Source organism: Pseudonocardia oceani, from assembly GCF_019263585.2.
GTDB lineage: Bacteria > Actinomycetota > Actinomycetes > Mycobacteriales > Pseudonocardiaceae > Pseudonocardia > Pseudonocardia oceani.
This window is the reverse complement of sequence record NZ_JADQDF010000001.1, coordinates 5,427,880-5,449,510: the sequence shown is the minus strand read 5'-3', so window position 1 is coordinate 5,449,510 and position 21,631 is coordinate 5,427,880. Positions and strand designations below refer to the sequence as shown.

The 21,631-nt window shown below is 76.2% G+C and carries 21 protein-coding genes; 16 read left to right on the top strand and 5 right to left on the bottom strand.

The window, feature by feature from the left end; all coding sequences use genetic code 11:
* Positions 1-265: 265 nt before the first annotated feature.
* Both I4I82_RS27290 and I4I82_RS27285 read left to right on the top strand, forming a co-directional pair.
* Complete coding sequence (locus I4I82_RS27290) at positions 266-892, top strand: hypothetical protein (protein WP_218593707.1); 627 nt, start codon at positions 266-268, stop codon at positions 890-892.
* Positions 885-3,485, top strand: a complete 2,601-nt coding sequence (locus tag I4I82_RS27285; protein WP_218596202.1) for an MMPL family transporter — start codon at positions 885-887, stop codon at positions 3,483-3,485. Before I4I82_RS27290 ends, I4I82_RS27285 begins: the two co-directional genes overlap by 8 nt.
* Here the strand turns inward: I4I82_RS27285 and I4I82_RS27280 are convergent.
* Positions 3,370-3,777: a hypothetical protein gene (locus I4I82_RS27280; protein WP_218594263.1), complete on the bottom strand. Its 408-nt coding sequence runs from the start codon at positions 3,775-3,777 to the stop codon at positions 3,370-3,372. The two genes, I4I82_RS27285 and I4I82_RS27280, sit on opposite strands and share 116 nt — an antisense overlap.
* Positions 3,778-3,960: 183 nt before the next feature.
* On the opposite strand from I4I82_RS27280, the gene I4I82_RS27275 reads away from it, so the two are divergent.
* The 6 genes from I4I82_RS27275 to I4I82_RS27250 all read left to right on the top strand — a co-directional run bounded on the left by I4I82_RS27275 (position 3,961) and on the right by I4I82_RS27250 (position 9,439).
* Entirely contained in the window at positions 3,961-4,611 is a 651-nt protein-coding gene (locus I4I82_RS27275) for a hypothetical protein (protein ID WP_218594264.1), read from the top strand.
* Positions 4,612-5,000: 389 nt separating this feature from the next.
* Complete coding sequence (locus I4I82_RS27270) at positions 5,001-5,153, top strand: hypothetical protein (RefSeq protein WP_218594265.1); 153 nt, start codon at positions 5,001-5,003, stop codon at positions 5,151-5,153.
* 130 nt (positions 5,154-5,283) lie between these two features.
* A complete protein-coding gene (locus I4I82_RS27265) occupies positions 5,284-5,853 on the top strand; it encodes a DUF2238 domain-containing protein (protein ID WP_218594266.1) in 570 nt (189 codons plus the stop codon).
* A gap of 169 nt (positions 5,854-6,022) precedes the next feature.
* Positions 6,023-8,173 carry a transglycosylase domain-containing protein gene (locus tag I4I82_RS27260; RefSeq protein ID WP_218596201.1) on the top strand — a complete coding sequence of 717 codons (2,151 nt, stop codon included), beginning with the start codon at positions 6,023-6,025 and terminating at the stop codon, positions 8,171-8,173.
* A gap of 2 nt (positions 8,174-8,175) precedes the next feature.
* Entirely contained in the window at positions 8,176-9,075 is a 900-nt protein-coding gene (locus I4I82_RS27255) for a YihY/virulence factor BrkB family protein (protein ID WP_218593212.1), read from the top strand.
* A 76-nt stretch (positions 9,076-9,151) separates the two neighbouring features.
* Entirely contained in the window at positions 9,152-9,439 is a 288-nt protein-coding gene (locus I4I82_RS27250) for a hypothetical protein (protein ID WP_218593213.1), read from the top strand.
* On the opposite strand, the gene I4I82_RS27245 is transcribed toward I4I82_RS27250, so the two are convergent.
* From I4I82_RS27245 to I4I82_RS27230, 4 genes are read right to left on the bottom strand one after another with little or no spacing between them, the layout of a single operon-like run.
* Entirely contained in the window at positions 9,436-10,125 is a 690-nt protein-coding gene (locus I4I82_RS27245) for a hypothetical protein (protein WP_218593214.1), read from the bottom strand. The genes I4I82_RS27250 and I4I82_RS27245 overlap by 4 nt on opposite strands.
* On the bottom strand, positions 10,122-10,796 hold the full coding sequence (locus tag I4I82_RS27240; RefSeq protein ID WP_218593215.1) for an acetate uptake transporter family protein: 675 nt from the start codon (positions 10,794-10,796) through the stop codon (positions 10,122-10,124). The genes I4I82_RS27245 and I4I82_RS27240 overlap by 4 nt, the downstream gene beginning before the upstream one ends.
* Positions 10,793-11,281 carry a hypothetical protein gene (locus I4I82_RS27235; protein WP_218593216.1) on the bottom strand — a complete coding sequence of 163 codons (489 nt, stop codon included), beginning with the start codon at positions 11,279-11,281 and terminating at the stop codon, positions 10,793-10,795. The genes I4I82_RS27240 and I4I82_RS27235 overlap by 4 nt, the downstream gene beginning before the upstream one ends.
* Positions 11,278-13,758, bottom strand: coding sequence for a molybdopterin oxidoreductase family protein (locus I4I82_RS27230; protein WP_218593217.1), 2,481 nt, complete (start codon positions 13,756-13,758; stop codon positions 11,278-11,280). The genes I4I82_RS27235 and I4I82_RS27230 overlap by 4 nt, the downstream gene beginning before the upstream one ends.
* Before the next feature lie 153 nt (positions 13,759-13,911).
* On the opposite strand from I4I82_RS27230, the gene I4I82_RS27225 reads away from it, so the two are divergent.
* From I4I82_RS27225 to I4I82_RS27190, 8 genes are all read left to right on the top strand, one after another.
* The gene (locus tag I4I82_RS27225; RefSeq protein ID WP_218593218.1) at positions 13,912-15,483 is read left to right on the top strand and encodes an alanine/glycine:cation symporter family protein; all 1,572 of its coding nucleotides are present in this window, start codon (positions 13,912-13,914) and stop codon (positions 15,481-15,483) included.
* Positions 15,484-15,577: 94 nt separating this feature from the next.
* Positions 15,578-16,468, top strand: coding sequence for a DMT family transporter (locus I4I82_RS27220; RefSeq protein WP_218593219.1), 891 nt, complete (start codon positions 15,578-15,580; stop codon positions 16,466-16,468).
* Between the two features lie 34 nt (positions 16,469-16,502).
* Entirely contained in the window at positions 16,503-16,853 is a 351-nt protein-coding gene (locus I4I82_RS27215; protein WP_218596200.1) for an NADH-quinone oxidoreductase subunit A, read from the top strand.
* Positions 16,850-17,881 (top strand): hypothetical protein, encoded by a 1,032-nt coding sequence (locus I4I82_RS27210; protein ID WP_218596199.1) that lies wholly within the window; start codon positions 16,850-16,852, stop codon positions 17,879-17,881. Before I4I82_RS27215 ends, I4I82_RS27210 begins: the two co-directional genes overlap by 4 nt.
* Complete coding sequence (locus tag I4I82_RS27205) at positions 17,874-18,809, top strand: NADH-quinone oxidoreductase subunit H (RefSeq protein WP_218593561.1); 936 nt, start codon at positions 17,874-17,876, stop codon at positions 18,807-18,809. The genes I4I82_RS27210 and I4I82_RS27205 overlap by 8 nt, the downstream gene beginning before the upstream one ends.
* Complete coding sequence (locus tag I4I82_RS27200; protein ID WP_218593562.1) at positions 18,806-19,375, top strand: NADH-quinone oxidoreductase subunit J; 570 nt, start codon at positions 18,806-18,808, stop codon at positions 19,373-19,375. Before I4I82_RS27205 ends, I4I82_RS27200 begins: the two co-directional genes overlap by 4 nt.
* Entirely contained in the window at positions 19,372-19,674 is a 303-nt protein-coding gene (gene nuoK / locus I4I82_RS27195; RefSeq protein WP_218593563.1) for an NADH-quinone oxidoreductase subunit NuoK, read from the top strand. The genes I4I82_RS27200 and nuoK overlap by 4 nt, the downstream gene beginning before the upstream one ends.
* Positions 19,671-21,629, top strand: coding sequence for a proton-conducting transporter transmembrane domain-containing protein (locus I4I82_RS27190; RefSeq protein ID WP_226370272.1), 1,959 nt, complete (start codon positions 19,671-19,673; stop codon positions 21,627-21,629). Before nuoK ends, I4I82_RS27190 begins: the two co-directional genes overlap by 4 nt.
* Positions 21,630-21,631 lie beyond the last annotated feature (2 nt).

Sequence of the window (21,631 nt, the reverse complement as noted above, 5' to 3'; positions counted from 1 at the left end):
CCGCGCAGCGCCGCACCGGCTCGGACCCTGGCCGACCGGGTGCCCGACGACACCCCGGCGGTCGCCGGGCCGCGGTAGCGCGCCCCCGCCGGTCCGGCACGGCCGGATGTGCGACCCCGCCCGGCGAGCGGCGCGCTCGGTCTCGTGCACGGCGGGTTCGCGGCGCCCCGGGTACCGTCGCGGCGTCCCCTCGGTCAGCCGTCGGAGGTGCGCGTCGGATGCAGCCCTACGGGGGAGCCGGGCGGGCTCCGCACGCACTCGTCCCGTGATCTCCGAGTTCGCGCTGGCGCCGAGCGCGCGCACCGTGCGGCGGATCGACGTCGCGGCGGTCGTGCTGGCGCTCGGGTTCGGTGCGCTCGGCCTGGTCGTCGCGCAGACCCTGTGGCAGCTGGCCGAGCTGCACCGCGGGCTGCTCGACGCGGCGTCGGCCCTGGAGAGCACCGGGCGCGCGATCGGGCTGGTCGCCGACCTGCCGCTGGTCGGCGAGGGGGCCCGCGGTCTCGCCGACGACGTCGCCCGGGCCGCCGGCGGTGTCCGGGCCGAGGCCGTCGCCGCCCGCGACGCGATGCAGGCGGTCGCGGTCGCCCTGGGCACGTCGATCGCCCTGATCGGGCTGCTGCCCGTGGCCCTGCTGTACCTGCCGCTGCGGCTCGCCCGGCGCCGGGAGCTGCGCGCGCTGCGCCGGATGCTGGCGCGTCCGGCCGATCCGCTCGTCGTCGAGCACCTCGCGCGCGCCGCGGTGCGCCGGGTGCCGTTCGCGCAGCTGCGCCGCGTCAGCCACCAGCCCTTCGCCGACCTGGAGCAGGGCCGCCACGGCGAGCTCGCGCGGGCGGAGCTGCGCAGGCTCGGGGTGACCCCCGGGCCCACCTGGCCCGGCGCCGGCGATGGCTGAGCGCAGGGCGCAGCGGCTACGCCGCTCCGCCGTCGAGCACCACGCCGCCGCGGCCGTGGCCGCCCGCTGGTGGGTGCTGGCCGCACTGGCCGTGCTCACCGCCCTCGCGATCCAGTTCCTGCCCGGCCTCACCGTCGTCGGCGGCAGCCTGGCCGGCCTGCTCGGCGGCACGAGCGAGGCCGTCACCGCGCAGGTCCGGGCGGCCGAGCGGTTCGGGCTGCCGCTGCTGAGCCCCACGGCCGTCGTCCAGCGGGACCCGGAGGGTCTCGACCCCTACCTGGTGGCCGACACGGTGCTGGCCGCGGTGGAGGTCGCCCAGGGTTCCGCGGGCGAGGACCTGCTGCTGGCCTACCCGGTGATCAACACTCGGCTGCTGTTCCCGGGCGCCGCGGAGGAGGGCACGACGATCGTGTCCTACCTGTTCCTGGATCCGACCGTCGGCATCGCCGAGCAGGGCGCGATCACCCGGGCCTACGCGGCGGGCCTGGAGACGCCGGAGGGCGGGCTGGTCGGCTCCACCGGCACGTTCCTCGCCCAGGCCGCCCAGAACGAGATCATCGCGGAGTCGCTCCCCCTGGTGGAGCTCGCGACGCTGGCGGCGATCGCGTTCATCGTCGGGCTGAACTTCGGGTCCGTGCTGGCACCCGTGGTCACACTGGCCACAGCCGGGGTGGCCTATCTGCTCACCGACCGGCTGATCGGGCTGTTCGGCGAGCTGACCGACCTGGCCGTGCCCAACCAGCTGCAGCCGCTGGTGGTGGCGCTGCTGCTCGGGATCACCACCGACTACACGATCTTCCTCCTGTCCGGTGTGGCGACCGAGTACGAGAAGGGGCGCCGGGGCCGCGGGGCGGTGCGGGCCGGGATGACCCTGTACCTGCCGATCGTCGCCGTCGCGGGGGTCACGGTGGCGGCGGGGGTGAGCGCGCTGCTGGTGGCCGAGTCGCCGCTGTTCCGGGCGTTCGGCCCGGGGCTCGCCATCACCGTGCTCGTCGGGCTGGCCGTGTCGGTCACGATGGTGCCCGCCCTGCTCTCCATACTCGGCCCCGCGGCGTTCTGGCCCTCCAGGCCGGGCTCGGGCGCCACGGCCCGCCGGACGCGGGGAGCGCGGTCCCTGCCGGTCGTCCCCGGCCGCTACCTGCGTCTCGTCGGGCGCCGCCGGAACGCCGCGCTGGTGACCGGCGGGCTGGTGGCGCTGCTCGTCGCCGCCACCCTGCCGCTCTCGGACCTGCGCGCCGGGGTGGCCCCGATCGCGGCTCTCCCCGGGGAGAACCCGGTCCGGGTCGCCACCGAGGCGGCCAGGGAGGGCTTCTCGCCCGGGATCCTGGGGCCCACCCAGATCATCCTGACGGGACCGGGCATCACCGGGGAACCCGCCGCGCTGGCGGACCTCTCGGACGCGGTGGCGCGGCAGCCGGGCGTGTCCAGCGTGCTCGGGCCGGGTGACCTGCCGCTGGAGGGCGAGCAGGGGGTCTTCCTCTCCCCGGACGGCGGGGCGGCCCGCCTGCTGGTGGTCCTCGACTCCGACCCGCTCGGGGCGGTCGCGATCAACCGGCTCGCCGAGCTGCGGGACCGGATGCCCGCGCTGCTGGAGGCGGTCGGGCTGGGCGGCACGGAGGTGGGTTACGCCGGCGACACCGCCGTCGGCCTCCCCCTGGTGGAGGCGGCGGCCGACGACCTCGGACGGGTCGCCGTCGCGGTCCTGCTGGTGGACCTGCTGCTGCTGGTGGTCTTCCTGCGGGCGCTGGTCGCGCCTTTGTACCTGCTGGCCACGAGCGTGCTCGCGGTCGGCGCCGCGCTGGGCCTGACCACCTGGATGTTCCAGGGCCCGCTCGGGACCGACGGGCTGATCTTCTACGTGCCCTTCGCCGCGGCCGTGCTGCTCATCTCGCTCGGGTCGGACTACAACATCTTCTCCGTCGGCTACGTGTGGGAGGAGGCGCGCAGGCGTCCGCTGCGCGAGGCGCTCGCCGTGGCGGTGCCGCGGTCCACCCGGGCGATCAACGCGGCCGGCGTCACCCTCGCCGTCAGCTTCGGGCTCATCGCGCTGATCCCGGTCGTCACGTTCCATCAGATGGCCTTCGCCCTCGCGCTCGGTGTGCTGATCGACGTGTTCGTGGTCCGGTCGCTGCTGGTCCCGGCCCTGATCTCCCTGTTCGGCCGGTCGAGCGGCTGGCCCGGCAGGCGGCTCGCGGCCCCCGGGGCGGGCGATGCCGGGTCCGGTATCGGCGTGGCCACGTCTCCGGCCCCTTCCCCCGCCCCGGCCCCCGGCACGTCGTCGGTCCCGGGCACGTCGTCGGTCCCGGGCACGGCGCACCGGTCCCGTACGGGGGCGGCGGCGCAGCGGCCCGCCCCGGCGCGCCCCCAGGCCGTACCCGCGTGGGCCGTCCTCGCCGTCCTCGCCGTCCTCGGCGCCGGGGCGTTCCTGGGTGCCCGGGCGCACCGGCGCCGGCGGGCCGGCTCCGCCCGGCCCCGCGTCAGCGGGCAGGCCCGACGACGCTCCCGCAGGCGGCCACGGCCCGCTCGAGCTCTGCCTGCGCGGGCTGGAGCCGGTCGAGGATCTCCCGTAGGGCGCCGGGGTCCAGTGCGCTGATCGCCACGACCGCGGCGTCCAGCTCCTGGAGGATCCGGGAGGCCGCGGACCCGGCCTCCAGGCACGGCTGCGGCGCAGGAGCGTCCGCCGGCGGCGCGGCCGGCGCGGGGGGCGGGGCAGGCTCGGTGGAGGTCTCGACCGAGGCCACCGAACTCTCCCGGCTCGTCCCGCCGCCCAGGAGGAACCCCACCGCCAGTCCCGCCACGAGGGCCAGCACGACGGCGCCCACCACGAGCCAGTCGGGCCGCCGTCGCTCCTCGCCGGTGAGCTCGGGGTCGTCGTAGTCACCCATGGCCCTCGACGGTAACGGTGCCGCCCCCGTCCGGGTGGACAGGCAGGCCCGCGGTATCGCAAGCCGCACGTCAGGTAGCCGCTCGCCCTGCCCGGGAAACCCGGGGCATCGGAATCGGGCCGGGACGGCCCGACGCGACGCGACGGTGGGCCGGTCGAGGTCCGCCAGAAGGAGAGGACCACCATGAACGCCTTCCTGCACCGGAGCCCCCGCAACCGGACGGGGCCGCTCGTCGCCCTCGTCGCGGCCGCCGGGCTCGGGTTGACGGGGTGCGCGGGCGGCGAGGATCCGGTTGCGGATCCGCCGCCGGCCCCGCCGGCCCCGACCGCCCCGGCGACGGGCGGGACGACCGCCGACGGCACCGCCGACGCCGGGGCCGTCGCCTGGACCGACCGGGTCTGCACCGCACTCCTCCCGGTGGTCGGGACGCTGCGCACACCACCGCCGGTCGACGTCACCGACCCGGCTGCCGCGCAGAACGCCTACCGCGACTACCTGGGCGAGGCCGCATCCCGGGCGGAGGCGGCCGAGCAGGAGATCGCCTCGGCCGGTCCGCCACCGGTGGACGGCGGCGAGCAGCTCGCGCAGGACGTCCGGGAGCAGGTCGTCGACCTGCGCGCGGACGTGTCCGAGGCCCTCCGGCAGGTCGACGCGGCGGACGCGACGAACCCGGTCGCGGTCGGGCAGGCGGTCGCGGTCGGCGGCAACGTCCTCGGCGCCCTGGGCAACCAGGTGCAGGCCGTCGGCGCCCTGACCGCCGATCCCGAGCTGCGCAACGCCTTCGAGCAGGCCCCGGCGTGCGCGGACCTGCGGAGCGCTGGCGCGCCTGCATGACCCCGGTCCACCTCGCTCCCCGCCGCGCGGACGACGGACCGGACACCGACGGCGTCCCGCAGGCGGTGCGCCTCGCCCTGAGCCGGACGGGCGGAGCCTCGCTCGGTGCCTTCCAGCCGGGTGCGGTGGCAGCGCTGCTGATGGCCGTGACAGGGCTGGAGCAGCGCGACGCCGCCGCTGGGCCAACCGCGTCGGTCCGGCTGGACGCGATCGCACGACGTCGGCGGGGCGCTGGTCGGGCTGCTCGCCCGGGCCCGGGCCCGGGCCCTCGGCCGGCTCGTCGGCGGCCTCGACACCCAGCCCACGCTGCGCCACGAGGACTTCACGACGGGCCGGCGCAGCACCCGCGCCTGGGTGCCCGCCGCGCTGGGACGCCACGGCTCGACGCCGTGCGGGCCGCGGCGGTCGCCCTCGACGAGTGCATCTCGCCGCCCGGTCAGCGGCGGTTGCAGTGGTCGCCGGAACGCGCCCGGTTCCGCCTCACCCGCACCGCCGTCCGGGCGGTGCGCGTCGCCACGGCCGATGCGGTGCACGGCCGCTGACCGCCGGCCGATCGTCAGCTCATCGTCGGTGGGACCGGCCGCGGAGCGGGCACCCGGGGGCATGGACGATCGAGCGCCCCGGACTGCGCGCGGGCCCGCCGGTCGTGTCGCGCCACGCGGGACGCGGACGGTGCTGCGGGTCGGCGACCTGGTGGCCGACCTCGTGCGCGTCGTCGCGGCGGCGGGCGTGGCGTGGTCGGCGGTGGCGGGCACCGCGGCCGACGTCGCCGTGTTCGCGGTGGTGGTCGCCGTGGTGCTCGTCCCCCGGCTGACCGCCCTCCCCCGCCCGGTCGACGCGGCCGTCGCCGTGACCTGGGTCGTCGCCGGGTGGGCGAACGTGCTCGGTCTGTACGTCGCCGTCGGATGGATCGACATCCCGGTGCACGCCACCACCCCCGGTGCGACGGCCGCGGCCGTGTACCTGCTGCTCGCCCGGGCCGGGCTGGTGGCCGGGCTGCACGAACCGGGGACGCGCCGCGCGGCGATCGTCGTCGTCACCACGGCGGTGGGCACCACCCTGGCCGTGTGGTGGGAGTTCTACGAGTGGATCGTCTACCACGGCGCGGGCCCGCCGGTCGTCGGCTACGGCGACACCGTGCTCGATCTGCTGATGGGCACGCTCAGCTCGGCGGTGGCCGGACTCGGCCTCGCGCTCTGGTCCGCGGCGGGCTGGGGCACCGAGCGGCTCGCGCTGCGGTGAGTCCCGCGACGTCGGACGCGGCGGTCCCGCGGCAGGTGCGGTGCCGGCTCGTCGAACGGGCCACCGCCTGACGAGTTCCTGACGGTGGCGGACGGCGGGGGGATTGCGCGGCCCGTGCGGGTAACCGGGCGCGACGGCCGGTGTGACGACCGGCGGGACGGAGGAGGGCGTGACGCAGGTGCGGCAGCGCGGAACGCAGGCGAGGCACCGGCCCGTGCGGCTGCCGTCGACGGGGTCGGGGGCGGTGGGCGGCGCCCTGCTCCGGCTGACCCTCGTGGTCCTCGCGACGGGCGCCCTGCTCGGCGGGCTGCTGGCCGCGCCCGTCGCGGGGCTGGCGCGGGTGACGCCCAGGACGCTGCCCGGGGCCGGCGCGATCACCCTGCCCGACCCGGACGCCGTTCCGCTCGGCACGCTCGTCACCGACGCCGGTGGCGCCCCGATCGCCCGGCTCTACGAGCAGTACCGCGTCCCGACCGGACCCGACGGGGTCGCCCGGGTGCTCGAGGACGCGGTGGTCGCGATCGAGGACCGGCGGTTCCGCGAGCACGGCGGGGTCGACGTGCGCAGCCTCGGGCGGGCCCTCGCCACGAACCTCCGGGCCAGCGGCAACCCGCTCTCCGGCCAGGGGGCGTCGACGATCACCATGCAGTACGTCAAGAACCACCGGCTGCTGACCGCCGGCTCCGCGGCGGAGCGCGACGCCGCGGACGCGCCCACGCTCGCCCGCAAGCTGGTCGACGTGCAGGTCGCCCTGAGGCTCGAGGAGCGGCTGACGAAGGACGAGATCCTGGCCCGCTACCTGGACACCGTGTACTTCGGCAACGGTGCCTACGGCGTCACCGCGGCCGCCCGCACCTACTTCGACACCGTCCCCACCGAGCTGGACCTGGCGCAGGCCGCCCTGCTCGCCGCACTCGTGCGCGCGCCCGAGACCTACGACCCGGCGGAGAACCCGGAGGCGGCGCTCGCCCGCCGGGACCTCGTGCTCGACGCGATGGTCGAGGTCGGCTCCGTCACCGCCGCGCAGGCCGCGACGGCCTCGGAGAGCGGCCTGGGCCTGGTCGAGCCGCTGCGCGTGGCCGAGGACGGCTGCGTCAACGCGCGGCCCGGCACCGGGTTCTTCTGCCGCTACCTGCTGGCCTACCTCGGCGACGTGGGGCTGGGCGCCGAGGAGTTGCGCACCGGCGGCTACACGATCCGGTCGACGCTGGACCTGCGGGTCACCGACGCGGCCCGGCGGGCGGCGGCCGACCAGGTGCCCGTCGACGGCACCCGGGGCATCGCGAACGCGGTGGCGGTGGTGCAGCCCGGCCGCGAGCGGCACCGCGTGCTGGCACTGGCCGCCAACCGCGCGCTCGGCCCGGACGCCTCGGCCGGGCAGAGCTCCTACCCGCTGCCGTCGGCGGCCGTGCCCTACGGTGCCGGCTCGACCTACAAGATCTTCACCGCCGCCGCGGCGCTGGAGCAGGGGCTCGGGGTCGAGACCGAGCTCCCGGCCCCGGAGACCTACACCTCCCAGGTCTTCCTCGACGACGGAGAGCCCTACGAGGTCTCCGGCGACGCCGGAACGCCCGACGAGGTCGACCTGCAGGAGGCGCTGGCGCAGTCCCCCAACACGACCTTCGTCCAGCTGCTCGACCAGCTCGGGTCCGTCGATCCCGTCGTCGACGTCGCCCGCCGGCTCGGGCTGCGGGAGAGCTTGCGGGAGCCCGGTACCCAGGGACGCACCGTCGGCGAGGCGGTGCGCGCGGAGCAGCGCGCCTCGTTCACCCTCGGACCTGTCCCGACCAGCCCGCTGGAGCTGGCGAACGTCGCGACCACGATCGTCAGCGGCGGGATCTGGTGTCCCCCGAGCCCGGTGGACGCCGTCCTCGACAGCACCGGGACGCCGGTGCCCCTGGCCGAGGCGCCCTGCGAGCAGGCGGTCGACGAGGACCTGGCAGCCAGCCTCGCCTTCGCCCTGTCCGAGGACCACACCGGCGGCACGGCCACCACCGCGGCGCAGGCCGCGGGCTGGGAACGCCCGATGATCGGGAAGACGGGCACCACCCAGCAGAACCTGTCCGCCGCGTTCGTCGGCGCCACCCCCCAGCTCGCCGGGGCCGTGATCACCTGGGCCGACGGCAGCCCGCCCCGCCCCGTCTGCGACGGCGCACCGCCCCGGCTGTGCGACGAGGGCACGCTGTTCGGCGGCACGGTGCCCGCCCGCACCTGGTTCGCCACAATGGCACCGCTGCACGACGGGGTGCCGGTCGTCGGCTTGCCCGAGCAGGCGGCCCCGGGCTACCGGACCGGGCAGCTCGGGCCCCCGGTCGGCTGACGGTGCCCCGGGTCCCCCCGCTCCTGCGCCGGCCGCTGGTGCGCGCGGGCAGGGTGGTGCGTGCGGTCGCGGCGGAAGCCCGCGACGACCGCGTGCTCGGGCTGGCCGGGGAGACGGCGTTCTTCGGCGTGCTGGGGATCTTCCCCGCGCTCCTCCTCGGGACGGGCCTGTTGGGTGTCCTCGACCTGATCGTCGGCGCCGACCTCGCCGCGGCCGCGCAGCGGCAGGTGGTCGACGCCCTCGACGCCGTGTTCACCGACCAGGCGGCCGGCGTGGTGGCCTCGGTCCGCGACCTGTTCGACCGGGGCGGGGGCGGGCTGCTCACGGTGGCGGCCCTGGGCGCGCTCGTCACCCTCTCCGGTGCGTTCGCCGTCGTGGTCGAGGCGCTCAACCTGGCCTACGGGGTGCGGGAGACGCGCAGCTGGGTACGCCGCAGGCTGCTGGGCCTGGCTCTGGGCCTCGCGACCGTGCTCGCGGTCGTGCTCGCCGTCAGCGTGGTGGTCGTCGGGCCGCTCCTCGGGACCGGCCGGCAGATCGCCGACCTCGTCGGGCTCGGCGGGGCGTTCGCCGCCGCGTGGGGGGCGCTGCGGATCCCGCTGCTCCTGGTCGGGCTGGTGCTGTGGGCGACCACGCTGTTTCACCTGGCCCCGCGCCGGGAGGCCCCATGGCGGGAGTCGATCCCGGGCGCGCTGCTCACGACGGCACTGTGGATCGCGGCGAGCGCGGCATTCCATCTGTACCTGACCCTGGCTGCGGGGGTGAACCCCGTCCTGGGCGCGTTCGGCGGCGGCGCGATCGTCATGACGTGGGCTTACCTGCTCAGCGTCGCGCTGCTGCTGGGCGGGGAGCTCAACGCCGTGCTCCACCGCGGCGGGCGGCGGAGGCGGCGCGCGACCACCTGACGACCACCTGACGATCATGCGTGAACGGGTGGCCGACGGGCGCACCGGGGGTAGGACCACGGTGGAGGTGGTGGGCATGGACGAGCACGACGGCCCGGCCCGCGGTGGCCGGTCCCGGCCCGGTGCGGGGTCCACGCGTGGGGATCCGCGGCGGCGGGCGGTCGCGCGGCCCGAGACGATGGAGCCTGTCCCGCTCTGGGTGCTGCCCACGATCGTGCTGGCGCTGGCCGCGCTGAGCGGGTCGATCGCGGTGTTCGGCCTGGCGGTCCTGGCCGTCGTCATCACGGTGCTGGTCGCCCAGGAGGTCGCGAACCCGTCGGGTCACACGGGGCGGGGCGGGCCCGCGCCCTGGCGCTGGCACTAGCGCCCGGTGTCCGCCGCCGGCGTGAGGAAGAACGCGCCCAGCGCACCCGCGAGCGTGGCGAACACCGCCACCGAGTACACCGCGAGCAGCACCTCCAGGATGCGGGCCGGGGTGCCGGGAGCGGTCAGCGGCTCCGCGGCGATCGTGGCCAGCGCGGCGTCGTGCAGGGCCTCCCCGTAACCGGCGTAGGCGCCCAGGACGTAGAGCAGCTGGCTGGAGGCGAGCACGACGACGGCGGTGACGGCGAGCAACCAGCCGATCCGCCCGGACAGCAGCCGCCCCGCCGAGCGGGAGCCGCGCACGGCCGCCGACAGCACGCTCCCGACGCGGGCGAACCGCAGCAGCGCCAGCGCGCGGGCGAACCGCAGGAACGGCACGACCAGGAACACCAGCTGCCACCAGTTGCGGGCCCAGAACCGGCCGCGGTCGCGCGCGACGACCGCCCGCAGGACGAACTCCGCGACGAACACCGACCACAGGACCCACCCGGCGACGGCGAACCCGGTCACCGTCGCGGGGTCGGTCGCCAGCACCTGGCCGAGCACGACCAGGAGGAACACGATCCCGAGTACGCCCATGGGGATGTCGAGCCGCCGGGACAGCGCCTCGGCGCGCGCGAGGCCGCCGAGGTCGTCGTGATCGGGGTCCACCCGGCGGTCGCCGGCCCCGGTCCGCGCGCCGCTCACAGCTGCTTGCGCACGCCGGCCTCGTGCGCGACCGCGGACACCTCCTCCTGCGGCGCGCCGCCGACGGCGACCGCGCCGGCCCCGGTGCGCGCCAGCGGCAGCACGGTGCGCCGCCGGACGTCCTCGATCTCGAACCCGACGGCCGCGTAGAGGGCGAGCAGTGCGAGCGCGATCCCCACCCACCCCGCCGTGGCCAGCCACGCGCCCGAGCCGGTGGTCTCGGCGACGCCGGTGACCGCGAACCGCACGGCCGACACCACCATGACCGCGGCCGCGACGAGCTTGCCCCGCGCACCCGCGGCCGGCACGAGCAGGCACGCCGCGGCCACGAGCAGGACCACGCCCAGCCCCGGGCTGGACGTGCCCGGCGGTGCGGTCAGCGTGCTCACCCCGACGGTCGCCCAGGTCCCGGCCAGCACGCCCATCCCGGTCCCGGCGACCGGGTCGCGCGCGAGGAAGCCGAACACGCACGCGACGAGCTGCAGCGGGACCGTGAACAGCAGGGCGGCCAGCGCGGCGATCCGGCTCTGGTCGACCGGTACCCACCCCAGCTGCACCGCCGCGAACGCCGTCGTGGCCACGGCGAGCGCGAGGAAGCCCAGCGGCAGCGGCGTTCCGACCGGACGCAGCACGACCCGCACGGGCAGCTCCCCGTCCCCGTCCCCGCTCATGAGGCGAGCACCTGTGGGGCGTGGCTCTTGATCTGGGCGTTGGCCCACCGCAGCTGACGCAGCGTCTCCGGGTGGCAGCGCTGCGCCAGCTCCAGCAGGGGTCGCTGCTTCGTGCCCTGGGCCACCTGGGCGAGCAGTTCCCAGTCCACGGAGAGCCCCGCCGCCTTCAGGTGCAGCCGCCGCAGGTCGGCGAGCAGCAGCAGGCCCGGCTCGGGCCTGCGCCCCAACGAGGTCGACAGCCGCCTGCTCAGCGCCGCGACCGGCGGCAGCGGGGCCGTCCGAGGCTCGGCGGCCAGGCGCAGGCCGTGGCTGCGGCCCGCCTCGGCCAGCTGCCGGACGTGGTCACGGGACCACCCGGCGATGTCCCGCGCGACGTGGAAGACCTCGTGCTCGGCCCGGTGCCGGTCGGCGGCGGCGAGCAGCGCCCTGGCCAGGCTCGTCTCGGAACGGTGCAGCTCGCGCAGCACCAGTGGGATCTTGCTCATCGGGGCTCTCCTGCGCTCGTGGCGGGGACCACGGACCGTGCCGCGGCGTCGGGTCCGCCGGTGGTCGGCGGCACCCCGGCACGCTGCGGGGCCGACCCCGTGGTGGTGGGGGCGCTCGCCGCCACGTCCTCGGAGTCCTCGACCCGCTCGATCCGGGCGGCCGCGGACTTGAACAGGGGCTGCTTGGACGCCGGGTCCCAGTCGGTGGCGGTCAGCTCGTTGGCCGCCCGGCCCGCGCCCGCACCGGCGGGCCCCGACGCACCGGCGTCCCAGTAGCCGTAGTGGAAGGGCACGAACAGCACCCCGTCGCGGATCCCGCTGATCCGCACGCGGGCCCGGATGCCGCCCCGCGGGGTGCTCACTGCGGCCAGGTCGCCCTCCTGCAGCCCCAGCCGGGTGGCGTCCGCGGCGGAGCACTCGACCCAGACCTCCGGCGCGGCCGCCTGCAGCTGCGGGGCGCGCCCGGTCTTGGTGCGGGTGTGGAAGTGGTACAGCGTCCGGCCGGTGATCAGCGCGAACGGGTGCTCGGCGGACGGGCGCTCGTGCGGGGGCACGTACTGGGCCGCCTTGAGGACCGCGCGGCCCTCCGGGTTGAGCGCCCGGTACTCCGTCGGGCTCAGCGGCGCCCCGGTCACCATGTCCCGGCCGTAGCTCTCGCAGTACTCGGGATGCGCGAAGAACCGGCCGTCGGTGTAGAGGCGCTCGGTGCCGCCGGGGTTCTCGGCGTTGCACGGCCACTGGATGCCGGAGCCGCCGCGCAGCAGCTCGTAGCTCAGGCCCGTGTAGTCGCACGGCCTGCCCTCCGTGGCCGCCTTCCATGCCTCGAAGGCCGACTCCGCGTCGTGCCACTGCGGGAACGGGTTCCCGTCCTGGTCGCGGAAGTCCATGCGGCGCGCGAAGTCGAGCAGGATGTCGAGGTCGGGACGGGCCTCCCCCGGCGGGTCCACGGCCTTCTCCGACAGGTGCACCGTGCGGTCGACGTTGGTGAAGACGCCGGTCTTCTCCCCCCAGGTGGCCGCGGGCAGCACGACGTCGGCGAACTGCGCGGTCTCGGACAGGAAGATGTCCTGCACCACCAGGAACAGCCGGTCCTGCGCCAGGACCTCCCGGATCCGCGCGAGCTCGGGCAGCGACACCGCAGGATTGGTGGCCGTGACCCACAGGAACCGGATGGATCCCTCCTCGCAGTGGCGGAAGATCTTCATCGCGTGCGTGGGAGGGGTCATGTGCGGGATCTGGAACGGGTCGAGGTTCCAGTGCCGGGCGAGTTCGGCGACGTGGGCGTCGTTGGACCAGTTGCGGAAGCCCGTGAGGTCGCCGTCCGCGCCGCACTCGCGGGTGTTCTGCGCGCTGGGCTGCCCGTTCATCTGCAGGATCCCGCACCCGGGCCGTCCGATCATGCCCCGCACCAGGTTCAGGTTGTTGACCTGCACGGCGGCCGCGGTGGCCTGGTTGCTCTGGTAGAAGCCCTGCAGCACCGTCGACAGGAGCCGCTCGGCCTCCCCGAGCATGCGGGCGGCCTCGCGGATCTGCGCCGGGTCCAGCCCGCAGATCGGCCCCACGCGCTCCGGCGGGTACTCCGCCACCCGCTCCGCCAGCTCGTCGTACCCGACGGTGTGCGTCCGGACGTAGTCGTGGTCGACGTGGTCCCGGGCGATGATCTCGTGCAGCAGCCCGTTCATCAGCGCCAGGTTGGTGCCGGGCAGCGGAGCCAGGTGGATGCCGTGCTCCTGCGCCGCCCGCGCCACCGGCGTGCTGCGCGGGTCGACGCAGACGATCCGCGGCGGGTTCGGCCCGGCCAGCCGGTCCAGCATCCTGCTCCACAGCACCGTCTGGGTCTCGGCGACGTTGTGCCCGAACAGGGCGATCACGTCGGCGTGGTCCACGTCGGTGTAGGAGCCGGGCTGCCCGTCGCTGGCGAAGGTCTCCTTGAGCGCGGCGGCGGCCGTCGCGGTGCAGAGCCGGGTGTTGCCGTCCATGTGGTTGGTGCCGATGGCGCCGTGCCCGATCGCGGCGAGGGTGTAGTACTCCTCGGCGAACAGCTGACCGGTCGTGTAGAAGCCGACCGAGCTCGGGCCCCGCTCCTGCAGCAGCGACCCGGCGCGCTCCACGATGCGGCCCATCGCGGTGTCCCAGTCGGTCTCGACGAGCTCGCCGCCCTCCCGGACCAGTGGTCGCGTGAGCCGGTCCGGGGAGGCGTTGGCCTGCCACCCGAACAGGTCCTTGGGGCCGAGCCGGCCGCGGTTGACGCGGTCCTCCGCCCGTCCACGCACGCCCGCGATGCGCCCGTCGGCGACGGCGATGTCCATCGCGTCGCCGTTGGAGTGCAGCAGCGACGCCGTCTGCACCCACCGCTCCACGTCCTCCGGCCGCACCCCGTCGGCGAGGTGCAGGTCCACGCGCGACGGCCACTCGGAGCCCGACCCGTAGGGCGTCCGCCTGCCCCACGGCTCCGCGATCCGGTCCTGTTCCTGCACGTGCTCACCTCCGCGTCGGGGTGGTCGCGTCGACGCGACCACGTCCGGGCCTACCCCCCGCAGCAGGGACCGACACGTCGGAGCCTTGCGGGGAACTGACGATCCGTCGTCAGGGATCGCCGAACCGGACCCGTGCTGCCACGGTTGTCGCCCATGACCACGAGTCTCTCCGCACAGCCCGCGCCGGATCCGGAGGGCGGGCTCCTCCGCAGCATCGAGGACGGCATCAACTCCGTCTTCGCGCCGGTGTCCGACGGCCTGTCCGCGTTCGTGTTCGCCGAGATCACCGTCGGGGACGTCTCGTTCCCGTGGATCGTCGCGTGGCTGGTGCTGGCCGGGACCGTCTTCACCGTCTACTTCGGCTTCATCCAGTTCCGCAGCACCCGGCTCGCCCTGCGGCTGGTGCGCGGGAAGTACTCGCGCGACGACGACCCGGGGCAGATCACCCACTTCCAGGCGCTGACCTCGGCGTTGTCGGGGACGGTCGGGCTCGGCAACATCGCCGGGGTCGGGGTCGCGGTCACCATCGGCGGCGCCGGCGCGACGTTCTGGATGATCCTCGCCGGTCTGCTGGGGATGTGCACCAAGCTCGTCGAGTGCACGCTCGGCGTGCGCTACCGCGAGGTGCACGCCGACGGCTCGGTGTCCGGCGGGCCGATGCACTACCTGCGCAAGGGCGTGGCGGAGCGGCTGCCGGGCCCGGTGGGTCGCGGCCTGGGCCGGGTGCTCGCCGCCGGCGCCGCGGCCATGATCCTCTTCTTCGGGATCGCGGGCGGCAACATGTTCCAGGCGAACCAGACCTTCGCCCAGCTCCGCGAGGTCACCGGCGGGAGCACGGGGTGGCTCGGCGGTCCCGGGGCGGCACTGATCTTCGGGATCGCGCTCGCCGCGCTCGTCGGCTCCGTGGTCATCGGCGGCATCCCGGCCGTCGGCCGCGTGACCAGCAGGCTGGTGCCGAGCATGGCGATCGTCTACGTGGCCGCGTGCCTGGTGGTGATCGTCGTGAACATCGGGCAGGTCCCGGCGGCCCTCGCCGAGATCGTCACCGGTGCGTTCGCCCCCGAGGGCGTGGTCGGCGGCGCGGTCGGGGCGCTCCTGGTCGGCTTCCAGCGCGCGGCCTTCTCCAACGAGGCCGGCATCGGCTCCGCACCGATCGCGCACTCCGCGGTCAAGACGCGCTACCCGGCGAGCGAGGGTCATGTCGCGCTCCTGGAGCCGTTCATCGACACCGTCGTGATCTGCACCATGACCGCGCTGACGATCGTGATCGCCGGGACGCCGTTCTGGCGCGACGCCCGGGCCACCGCCTTCGCCAGCGGGGGCGAGGAGACCCCCGACGGCGTCCTCGTCACCTCGAACGCCTTCGAGACGGTGCTGCCCTGGTTCCCCTACGTGCTCGCCCTCGCCGTCGCCCTGTTCGCGATCTCGACGATCATCACCTGGGGCTACTACGGGCTGAAGGCGTGGACCTACCTGTTCGGCCGCAGCGCGACGAGCGAGCGGGTCTACTTCTCCCTGTTCTGCCTGTTCGTGGTGGTCGGGTCCGTCCTGACGCTGAGCAGCGTCCTGAACTTCGCCGACGCGGTCCTGTTCCTGCTCGCCCTGTTCAACATCGTCGGGCTCTACCTGCTCGCACCGGTGGCGAAGAAGGAGGTACTGCGCTTCCGCGCGGCGGTCCGCAGCGGGGAGCTCACCGAGACGGAGCCCGCCGACCGCGCGCGCTGAGCGCCCGGTCGCTCCGCGAGCGTGTCGACGCCTGCACTCCGGGTAGATCGGGGGCGGGGCCGGCACGGACGACCGGCCGGATGAGGAGGGAGTGATGAGCGCGGTGGCGATCGCCCTCGCAGGTGCGGCCGGGCTGTGCAACGCGGTCGGCGACCTGCTCGAGCGCAGCTCGGCCCAGCACGAGGAGAGCGACCCCCGTGCCTCGGTGCGTCTCGTCGGCCGGCTCGCCCGGCAGCCGCGGTGGCTGGTGGGCGTACTGGTCAGCCTCGTCGGGCTCGCCCTGCACATCGGGGCGCTCGCACAGGGCGGGCTCGCCGTCGTGCAGCCGGTGCTCGTGGTCGAGCTGCCGCTGGCCGTGATCGGCGCGGCGGTGTTCCTCGGCAGGCGCCCCGCCCCGCGCGACTGGATGGCCGTGGCGATGATGACCGCCGGGCTGGCCGCGTTCCTGTACTTCCTCGCCCCCTCGGGCGGCGAGCGGCTGTCGGTGCCCGGGCCGGTCTGGGTGGCGGCCGTCGGGGTCGTGCTGCTCGCGGTGGTCACACTGGCCGTCGCCGGGTGGCGCGCCCGGGGGGATCTGCGCGCCGCCCTGCTGGCCACCGCCGGCGGGGCGGGCTACGGGCTGACGGGCGTGTTCTTCTCCACAGCGGCACACGCACTGGGCACCGGCGGCCCCCTCGCCGCCGCCGGGGCGTGGCAGACGTGGGCGTCGGTCGTCACCGGTCTGGCCTCCTTCTGGCTGCTGCAGAACGCGCTGGCGGCCGGCCGGCTGGTCGCCGTGGAACCCGGCATCACCCTGACCAACCCGCTCGTGGCCGTCCTGTGGGGGCTGCTCGTCTTCGGCGAGACCGCCCGCGGCGGCGCCGCACTGCTCGGCACGGGGGCGGGCGCGGCGCTCGTCGCCGCCGGGGTCGTGGTCCTCGGCGGTTCACCGGCCCTGCAGAACCGGCCGCCCGACGCCGCCCGAGCGGCACCCGCGAGCCGGTGAGGGCGGCAGCACCGGGCGCGGTGGGGAGCGCCCGATGAGCGCGTGGTGGGGACTGCTGTCGATGCTCGTGGTGGGCCTGGCCGCCGTGGCGGGCGCGCACCTGCTGCACCGGCTCGTCGCGCTGGCCCGCGATCCGCTGCCGGTGCTGCCGTTCCACTCCGGCTGGACACCGGACCAGCACGCGCTCTCCCGCTTCCACGTCCGCTGGTACCCGGCGACCGTGCTGTTCCTGGCCTTCGACGTGGAGATGCTGTTCATGTACCCGTGGGCGGTCGTGGCCGCCGACGTCGGGGTGTCGGCGGTGGTGGAGATGTTCGCGTTCCTGGGCGTGCTGATGGTCGGGGTCGTGTGGGCGTGGCGGGAGGGGGCGCTGCGGTGGGTGTGAACGAGTGGCTGGCGGCGTGGGCGGTGCGGCGGGCCCACGTGCTCGTGGTCGAGGTGCCGGGTTGGTGGACGAGCCGGGTGGCGGTCGAGCGCGCAGTGACGGCCCGGGGTTGGCGGACGGCGCTGTCGCCGGCCGACGCCGACGTGCTGGTGGTCTGCGGCGTGCCCGGCCCGCGGCTGGCCGCCGCCGTCGACCGGGTCTGGGACCAGCTGCCGGGACCGCGCGCCCGCACCGCGGTGACCGGTACCGACGCCACTGGGGCGCTGGACGAGGTCGCCGCCCGGCTGCAGGACGACCGGCGCCAGCGCGCCGACGCACGCGACCGGCCGGACCGGACCGCCCGGCCCGACGACGAGCCGGACGACGAGATGGCACCGGCCGGAATTCCGCTGGCCGGCGGGGCGGACGACCGCGACGGTCTGGAGATGGACGTGCTGCAGGTTCCGCTCGGCCCGGTGCTGCCGCACTGGCCCGCCGGGCTCGTGCTGCACTGCGCCCTGCACGGCGACGTGGTGGCCGGGGCCCGCACGGAGGTGCTCGACGCGGGTCCGCTGCCGCGCCCGCCGCGCGCGGGCACCGCAGCTTCGCGCACCGTGGCAGCCCGCTGTGACGGGGCCGCCCGGTTGCTCGCCCTGGCCGGTTGGGACGCTGCCGCCGACGACGCCCGGCACGCCCGCGACCTGCTGCTGGACGACGCCGCCGGGGCCGGGGCCGCGCTGGGTGCCGTACGGGCGCGCGTGCGGCGCTCCCGGGTGCTGCGCCGCCAGCTGAGCGGGCTCGGTCCCCTCGACGAGGGTGCGCTGCGGACGCACGGCCTGCCCCCTGCCGCGGGCGGCGACGTCCGCGACCGCCTGCTGGTGATGCTCGACCCCGCCAGGGGTACCGCCGTCCCGCCCGACCCGGGTGCCGTGCTGGCGGCTCTGCCGGTGCTGGTGCGCGGGCTGGAGCTGGGAGCCGCCCGCCTGGTCGTGGCCGGCCTCGCCCCGGACACGGCCGCGGCAGTGCACCGGGAGCGTGCGCATGCCTGATCCGGTGGTGGCGGTCGGCCCGCTGTGGGCGCCGGCGGGCGCGATCCTGCTCGGTGCCCTCGCCCTGGCGGCGGCCGGTCTCGACGGCGCGTTCGCCGCCCGCCGGCCCGGCCCCGGCGCCGCGGCCGGGCTGCTCGTCCCGCTCACCGAGACGGCCCGGCTGCTGCGGCAGCGCCGGCGGGTCACCGTCGCCGCCGACCTGCCGCTGTGGCGCATCGGCGCCGGCGGGCTGCTGGTCGCCGCGCTGCTCGTGGCGGCCGTGGTGCCGCTCGGCCGGTGGGTGCTCGCCGACCTGTCCGTGGGGGTCGTCTGGTTCACCGCGGTGGACGTGGCGGTGTGGGCGTTCGTCTGGCTGGCCGGGTGGGGACCGAACGCGGTGCACCCGCTGGTCGGTGGGTACCGCTTCCTGGCCCAGGCGCTGGCCTACGAGCTGCCGCTGATGTTCGCACTGACCGCGCCTGCGCTGGCCGCGGGCAGCCTGCGGGTGGGCGAGGTCGCCGCCGCGCAGCACGGGCTGTGGTTCGTGGTGGGGATGCCGGTGGCGTTCGCCGTGTACTGCGTCGGGGTGGTCGGGTTCTCCGTCTGGGGGCCCCTGTCGCCCGCGGTGGGGGCCGACATCGCGGGAGGCGTGCTCGCCGAGGCCTCGGGGATCGACCGGTGGCTGCTGCTCGCGGGGCGCTACGCGCTGCTGGCCGCGGGCGCGGTGTTCGCGGTGCCGCTGTTCCTCGGCGGCGGTGCCGGCCCGCTGCTGCCGGGCGCGGTCTGGGTGCCGGTCAAGGCGCTGCTGCTGCTGGCGGTGCTGGTGTGGCTGCGCCGGCACGTGCCGGTTCTGCGCCCGGACCGGTTCGTCGAGGCCGGATGGCTGGTCCTGCTGCCGGCGGCGCTGCTGCAGCTGCTGGTCGTGGCGGTGGTCGTGGTGAACCGATGAGCGCCGTGACCGCCGTGTCCTTCTGGGTGCTGGCCGTGCTCGCCGTCTCGTCGGGGGTGCTGGTGTTCCTCGTCGACTCGATGGCCCGGGCGACGTACGCACTGGCGGTGTCGTTCGTCGCGGTGGGGCTGGCGGTGTCGCTGCTCGGGCTCGAGTACGTCGGGGTGGTGGTGGTGCTGATGATGGTCATGGAGATGGCGGTGATGGCCGTCTTCATGGTCATGTTCATGGGCATGAACCCGGCGCTGATGCCGATGAGCATGGTTCACGGCAACCGGACGGCGGTGATCGCCTCCGGGGCGGTGTTCCTGCTGCTGGGCGGGGGCGCGCTGCTCGTGCCGTGGCCGGTGCGCCGGGGCGTGCCCGCCGCCGAACCCACGGCCGCGCTCGGTCACGCGCTGATGGGTTCGCACATGCTGGTGATGATGGTGGTCAGCGCGGTGATGCTGGCGACCGTCGTCGCCGGCATCGCGCTGGCCGCACCGCGCGGGCGCTACGACCGCTTCGGCGACGACCTGGACCGCCGGCCCCCCGACGACCCGCAACCGGGCGGAGTGGGCCGGTGACCCTGCAGGCCGTGCTCGTCGTGGCCGCCGCGCTGTTCGCGGTGGGCCTCTACGGCGCGCTGTCGCAGCAGGTGGTCGTCATGGTCATGATGGGCCTGGAGCTGATGCTGAACGCGGTGATCCTGGCCGCCGGGGCCCTGTGGTGGTTCCTCTCGCCGCAGCCGTCGGGGCAGGTGCTGCTGCTGGTCGTGGTCGCCGCGATGACCGTGGAGATGGCCATGGGGTTCGCGGTCGCCACCCTCGTGCACCGCGAGCGGGGCTCGGACATGACCGACTCCGCGACGGACCTGTCGCGGTGAGCACGGTCGCCGGCCCGGCCGCGCTGTGGCTGCTGGTCGCGCTGCCCGCCGCGGCCGGCGCGGCCCTGGCCCTGGCCGGGCACCGGGCGGACCGGGTCGCGGTGCCGGTGTCGCTGGGCACCGCCGCCGCGGGGGTGGGGCTGGGCGCCGCGGTGGCCGTCGCCCGTCCGGCGGTCTCGGTCCCGTTCCTGGCCGGGGCCCCGTTCGCGCTCGGCGTGGACGCGCTGTCGGCGCTGGTGCTGCCGACCGTGGCACTGGTGGCGCTGCTCGTGCTCGTGTTCTCCGCCGGCTACCGCGGCGACGCCGTCCCGGCCGCTCCGGCCCGCTTCCACGGTCTGATGCTGCTGTTCGCCTCCGCGGTGGGGCTCACCGCGACCGCCACCACCCTGCCCGCGCTGCTGGTGGGCTGGGAGGTGATGGGGGCGGCGTCCTATGCGCTGATCGGTTTCGCCTGGCGCGACCCGGCGCGTCCCGCCGCGGGCGCCACCGCGTTCCTCACCACCCGCGCGGCCGACCTCGGCCTCTACGCCGCGGCCGCGGCCGCGCTGGCCGGCGGGGGCGGCCTGGCCCTGGACGCGCTCGCGGACGCAGAGGGCGGCTGGCTGCACGTCGCCGCGGCCGGGGTGCTGGTCGCCGCACTGGGCAAGGCGGCGCAGCTGCCGTTCGCGTTCTGGCTGTCGCGGGCCATGCAGGGGCCCAGCCCGGTCAGCGCCCTGCTGCACTCGGCGTCGATGGTCGCGATGGGCGGCTACCTGCTGCTGCGCACCAGCCCGCTGCTCGCCGCCGCCGGGTGGGCCGCGACCACCGCGGCGTGGGTCGGCGCGGTGACCGCGCTGCTGCTCGGCGCGGTCGCGCTCGCACAGCGCGATCTCAAGCAGCTGCTGGCCGCGTCCACGTCGGCGCAGCTCGGGTTCGTGGTGCTGGCCGCGGGGCTGTCCGCGGTCGGTGGCGGGGCCGCCCACCTCGTCGCGCACGCCGCGACGAAGGCGCTGCTGTTCCTGGTCGCCGGGGCGTGGCTGGCCGCGCTGGGCACCCGGCGGCTGCAGTCCCTGCGCGGCGCCGCGCGGCGCTGGCCGCTGGTCGGGGCGTGCGCGGCGGCCGGAGCGCTGGCCCTGGCCGGGGTCGCCCCGCTGTCCTTGTGGGCCACCAAGGAGGCGGTGCTGTCGGCCGCGCTGCACCGCTCCCCCGCGCTGTACGTCGTCGGGGTGGCCGCGGCGGCGCTGTCGGCCGCCTACGCCGGGAAGGTGCTCGTCCTGGTCGTGCGCCCGGCCCCGGCCGGGGTCGAGGCCGGCTACGACACCGAGGAGCGCGGCACCCGCCGGGTCCCGGCCGTGGAGCAGACCCCGCTGGTGGTGCTGGCCGCCGGGGCTGCGGTGCTCGGGGTGCTCGCGCTGCCGCCGGTGGCCGGACCGCTCGGCGCGGCTCTCGGCTCCGGGGGCGCGCCCGCTCCGGGAGCGGCCGAGCTGGCCGGATCGGCGCTGCTCGCGCTCGTCGTGCTGGCCGCGGTGACGCTGCGCCCCCGGGCGGTCGCCGGGTGGTCGCCGGCCTGGGCCGCGGGCTGGCTGGGCCTGGAGACGGCGGTCGGGGCCGCCGTCGTGCGGCCGGTGCTGGCGGTCGCCGCGGCGCTGGCCCGGTTCGACGACCGCGTGCACGACCGCGCGGTCGCGGGCGCGGGTCGCGCGACGCTCGCGGCCGGGCGCACCGCCGCCCGCATCGGCGAACGCGGGCTCGACCGTGCGGTCGGCGCCGCGGCCCGCGGGGGCCTGGCCGTCGGTCGCGCCACCGCACGCGCCGACCGTGACGGCGTGGCCGCGGCCGTGCATGCCGCGTCCGCAGGTGTCCACCGGTTGGGCTCGGCGGCCCGCCGGTCCCAGACCGGCCAGGTCCACCAGTACTTCCTGCAGGCCGCCGCGGTGCTCGTCGCCGCGGTCGCGCTGCTGGTGATCGTGGGGTGAGC

What these genes read in the sequence shown, in the direction of transcription:
- I4I82_RS27205 (WP_218593561.1), top strand. Translation starts at nt 17,874, where the DNA reads ATGCCTGATCCGGTGGTGGCGGTCGGCCCGCTGTGGGCGCCGGCGGGC.
- I4I82_RS27220 (WP_218593219.1), top strand. Translation starts at nt 15,578, where the DNA reads ATGAGCGCGGTGGCGATCGCCCTCGCAGGTGCGGCCGGGCTGTGCAAC.
- I4I82_RS27285 (WP_218596202.1), top strand. Translation starts at nt 885, where the DNA reads ATGGCTGAGCGCAGGGCGCAGCGGCTACGCCGCTCCGCCGTCGAGCAC.
- I4I82_RS27280 (WP_218594263.1), bottom strand. Translation starts at nt 3,777, where the DNA reads ATGGGTGACTACGACGACCCCGAGCTCACCGGCGAGGAGCGACGGCGG.
- I4I82_RS27250 (WP_218593213.1), top strand. Translation starts at nt 9,152, where the DNA reads ATGGACGAGCACGACGGCCCGGCCCGCGGTGGCCGGTCCCGGCCCGGT.
- I4I82_RS27275 (WP_218594264.1), top strand. Translation starts at nt 3,961, where the DNA reads ATGAACGCCTTCCTGCACCGGAGCCCCCGCAACCGGACGGGGCCGCTC.
- I4I82_RS27240 (WP_218593215.1), bottom strand. Translation starts at nt 10,796, where the DNA reads ATGAGCGGGGACGGGGACGGGGAGCTGCCCGTGCGGGTCGTGCTGCGT.
- I4I82_RS27235 (WP_218593216.1), bottom strand. Translation starts at nt 11,281, where the DNA reads ATGAGCAAGATCCCACTGGTGCTGCGCGAGCTGCACCGTTCCGAGACG.
- I4I82_RS27215 (WP_218596200.1), top strand. Translation starts at nt 16,503, where the DNA reads ATGAGCGCGTGGTGGGGACTGCTGTCGATGCTCGTGGTGGGCCTGGCC.
- I4I82_RS27225 (WP_218593218.1), top strand. Translation starts at nt 13,912, where the DNA reads ATGACCACGAGTCTCTCCGCACAGCCCGCGCCGGATCCGGAGGGCGGG.
- I4I82_RS27200 (WP_218593562.1), top strand. Translation starts at nt 18,806, where the DNA reads ATGAGCGCCGTGACCGCCGTGTCCTTCTGGGTGCTGGCCGTGCTCGCC.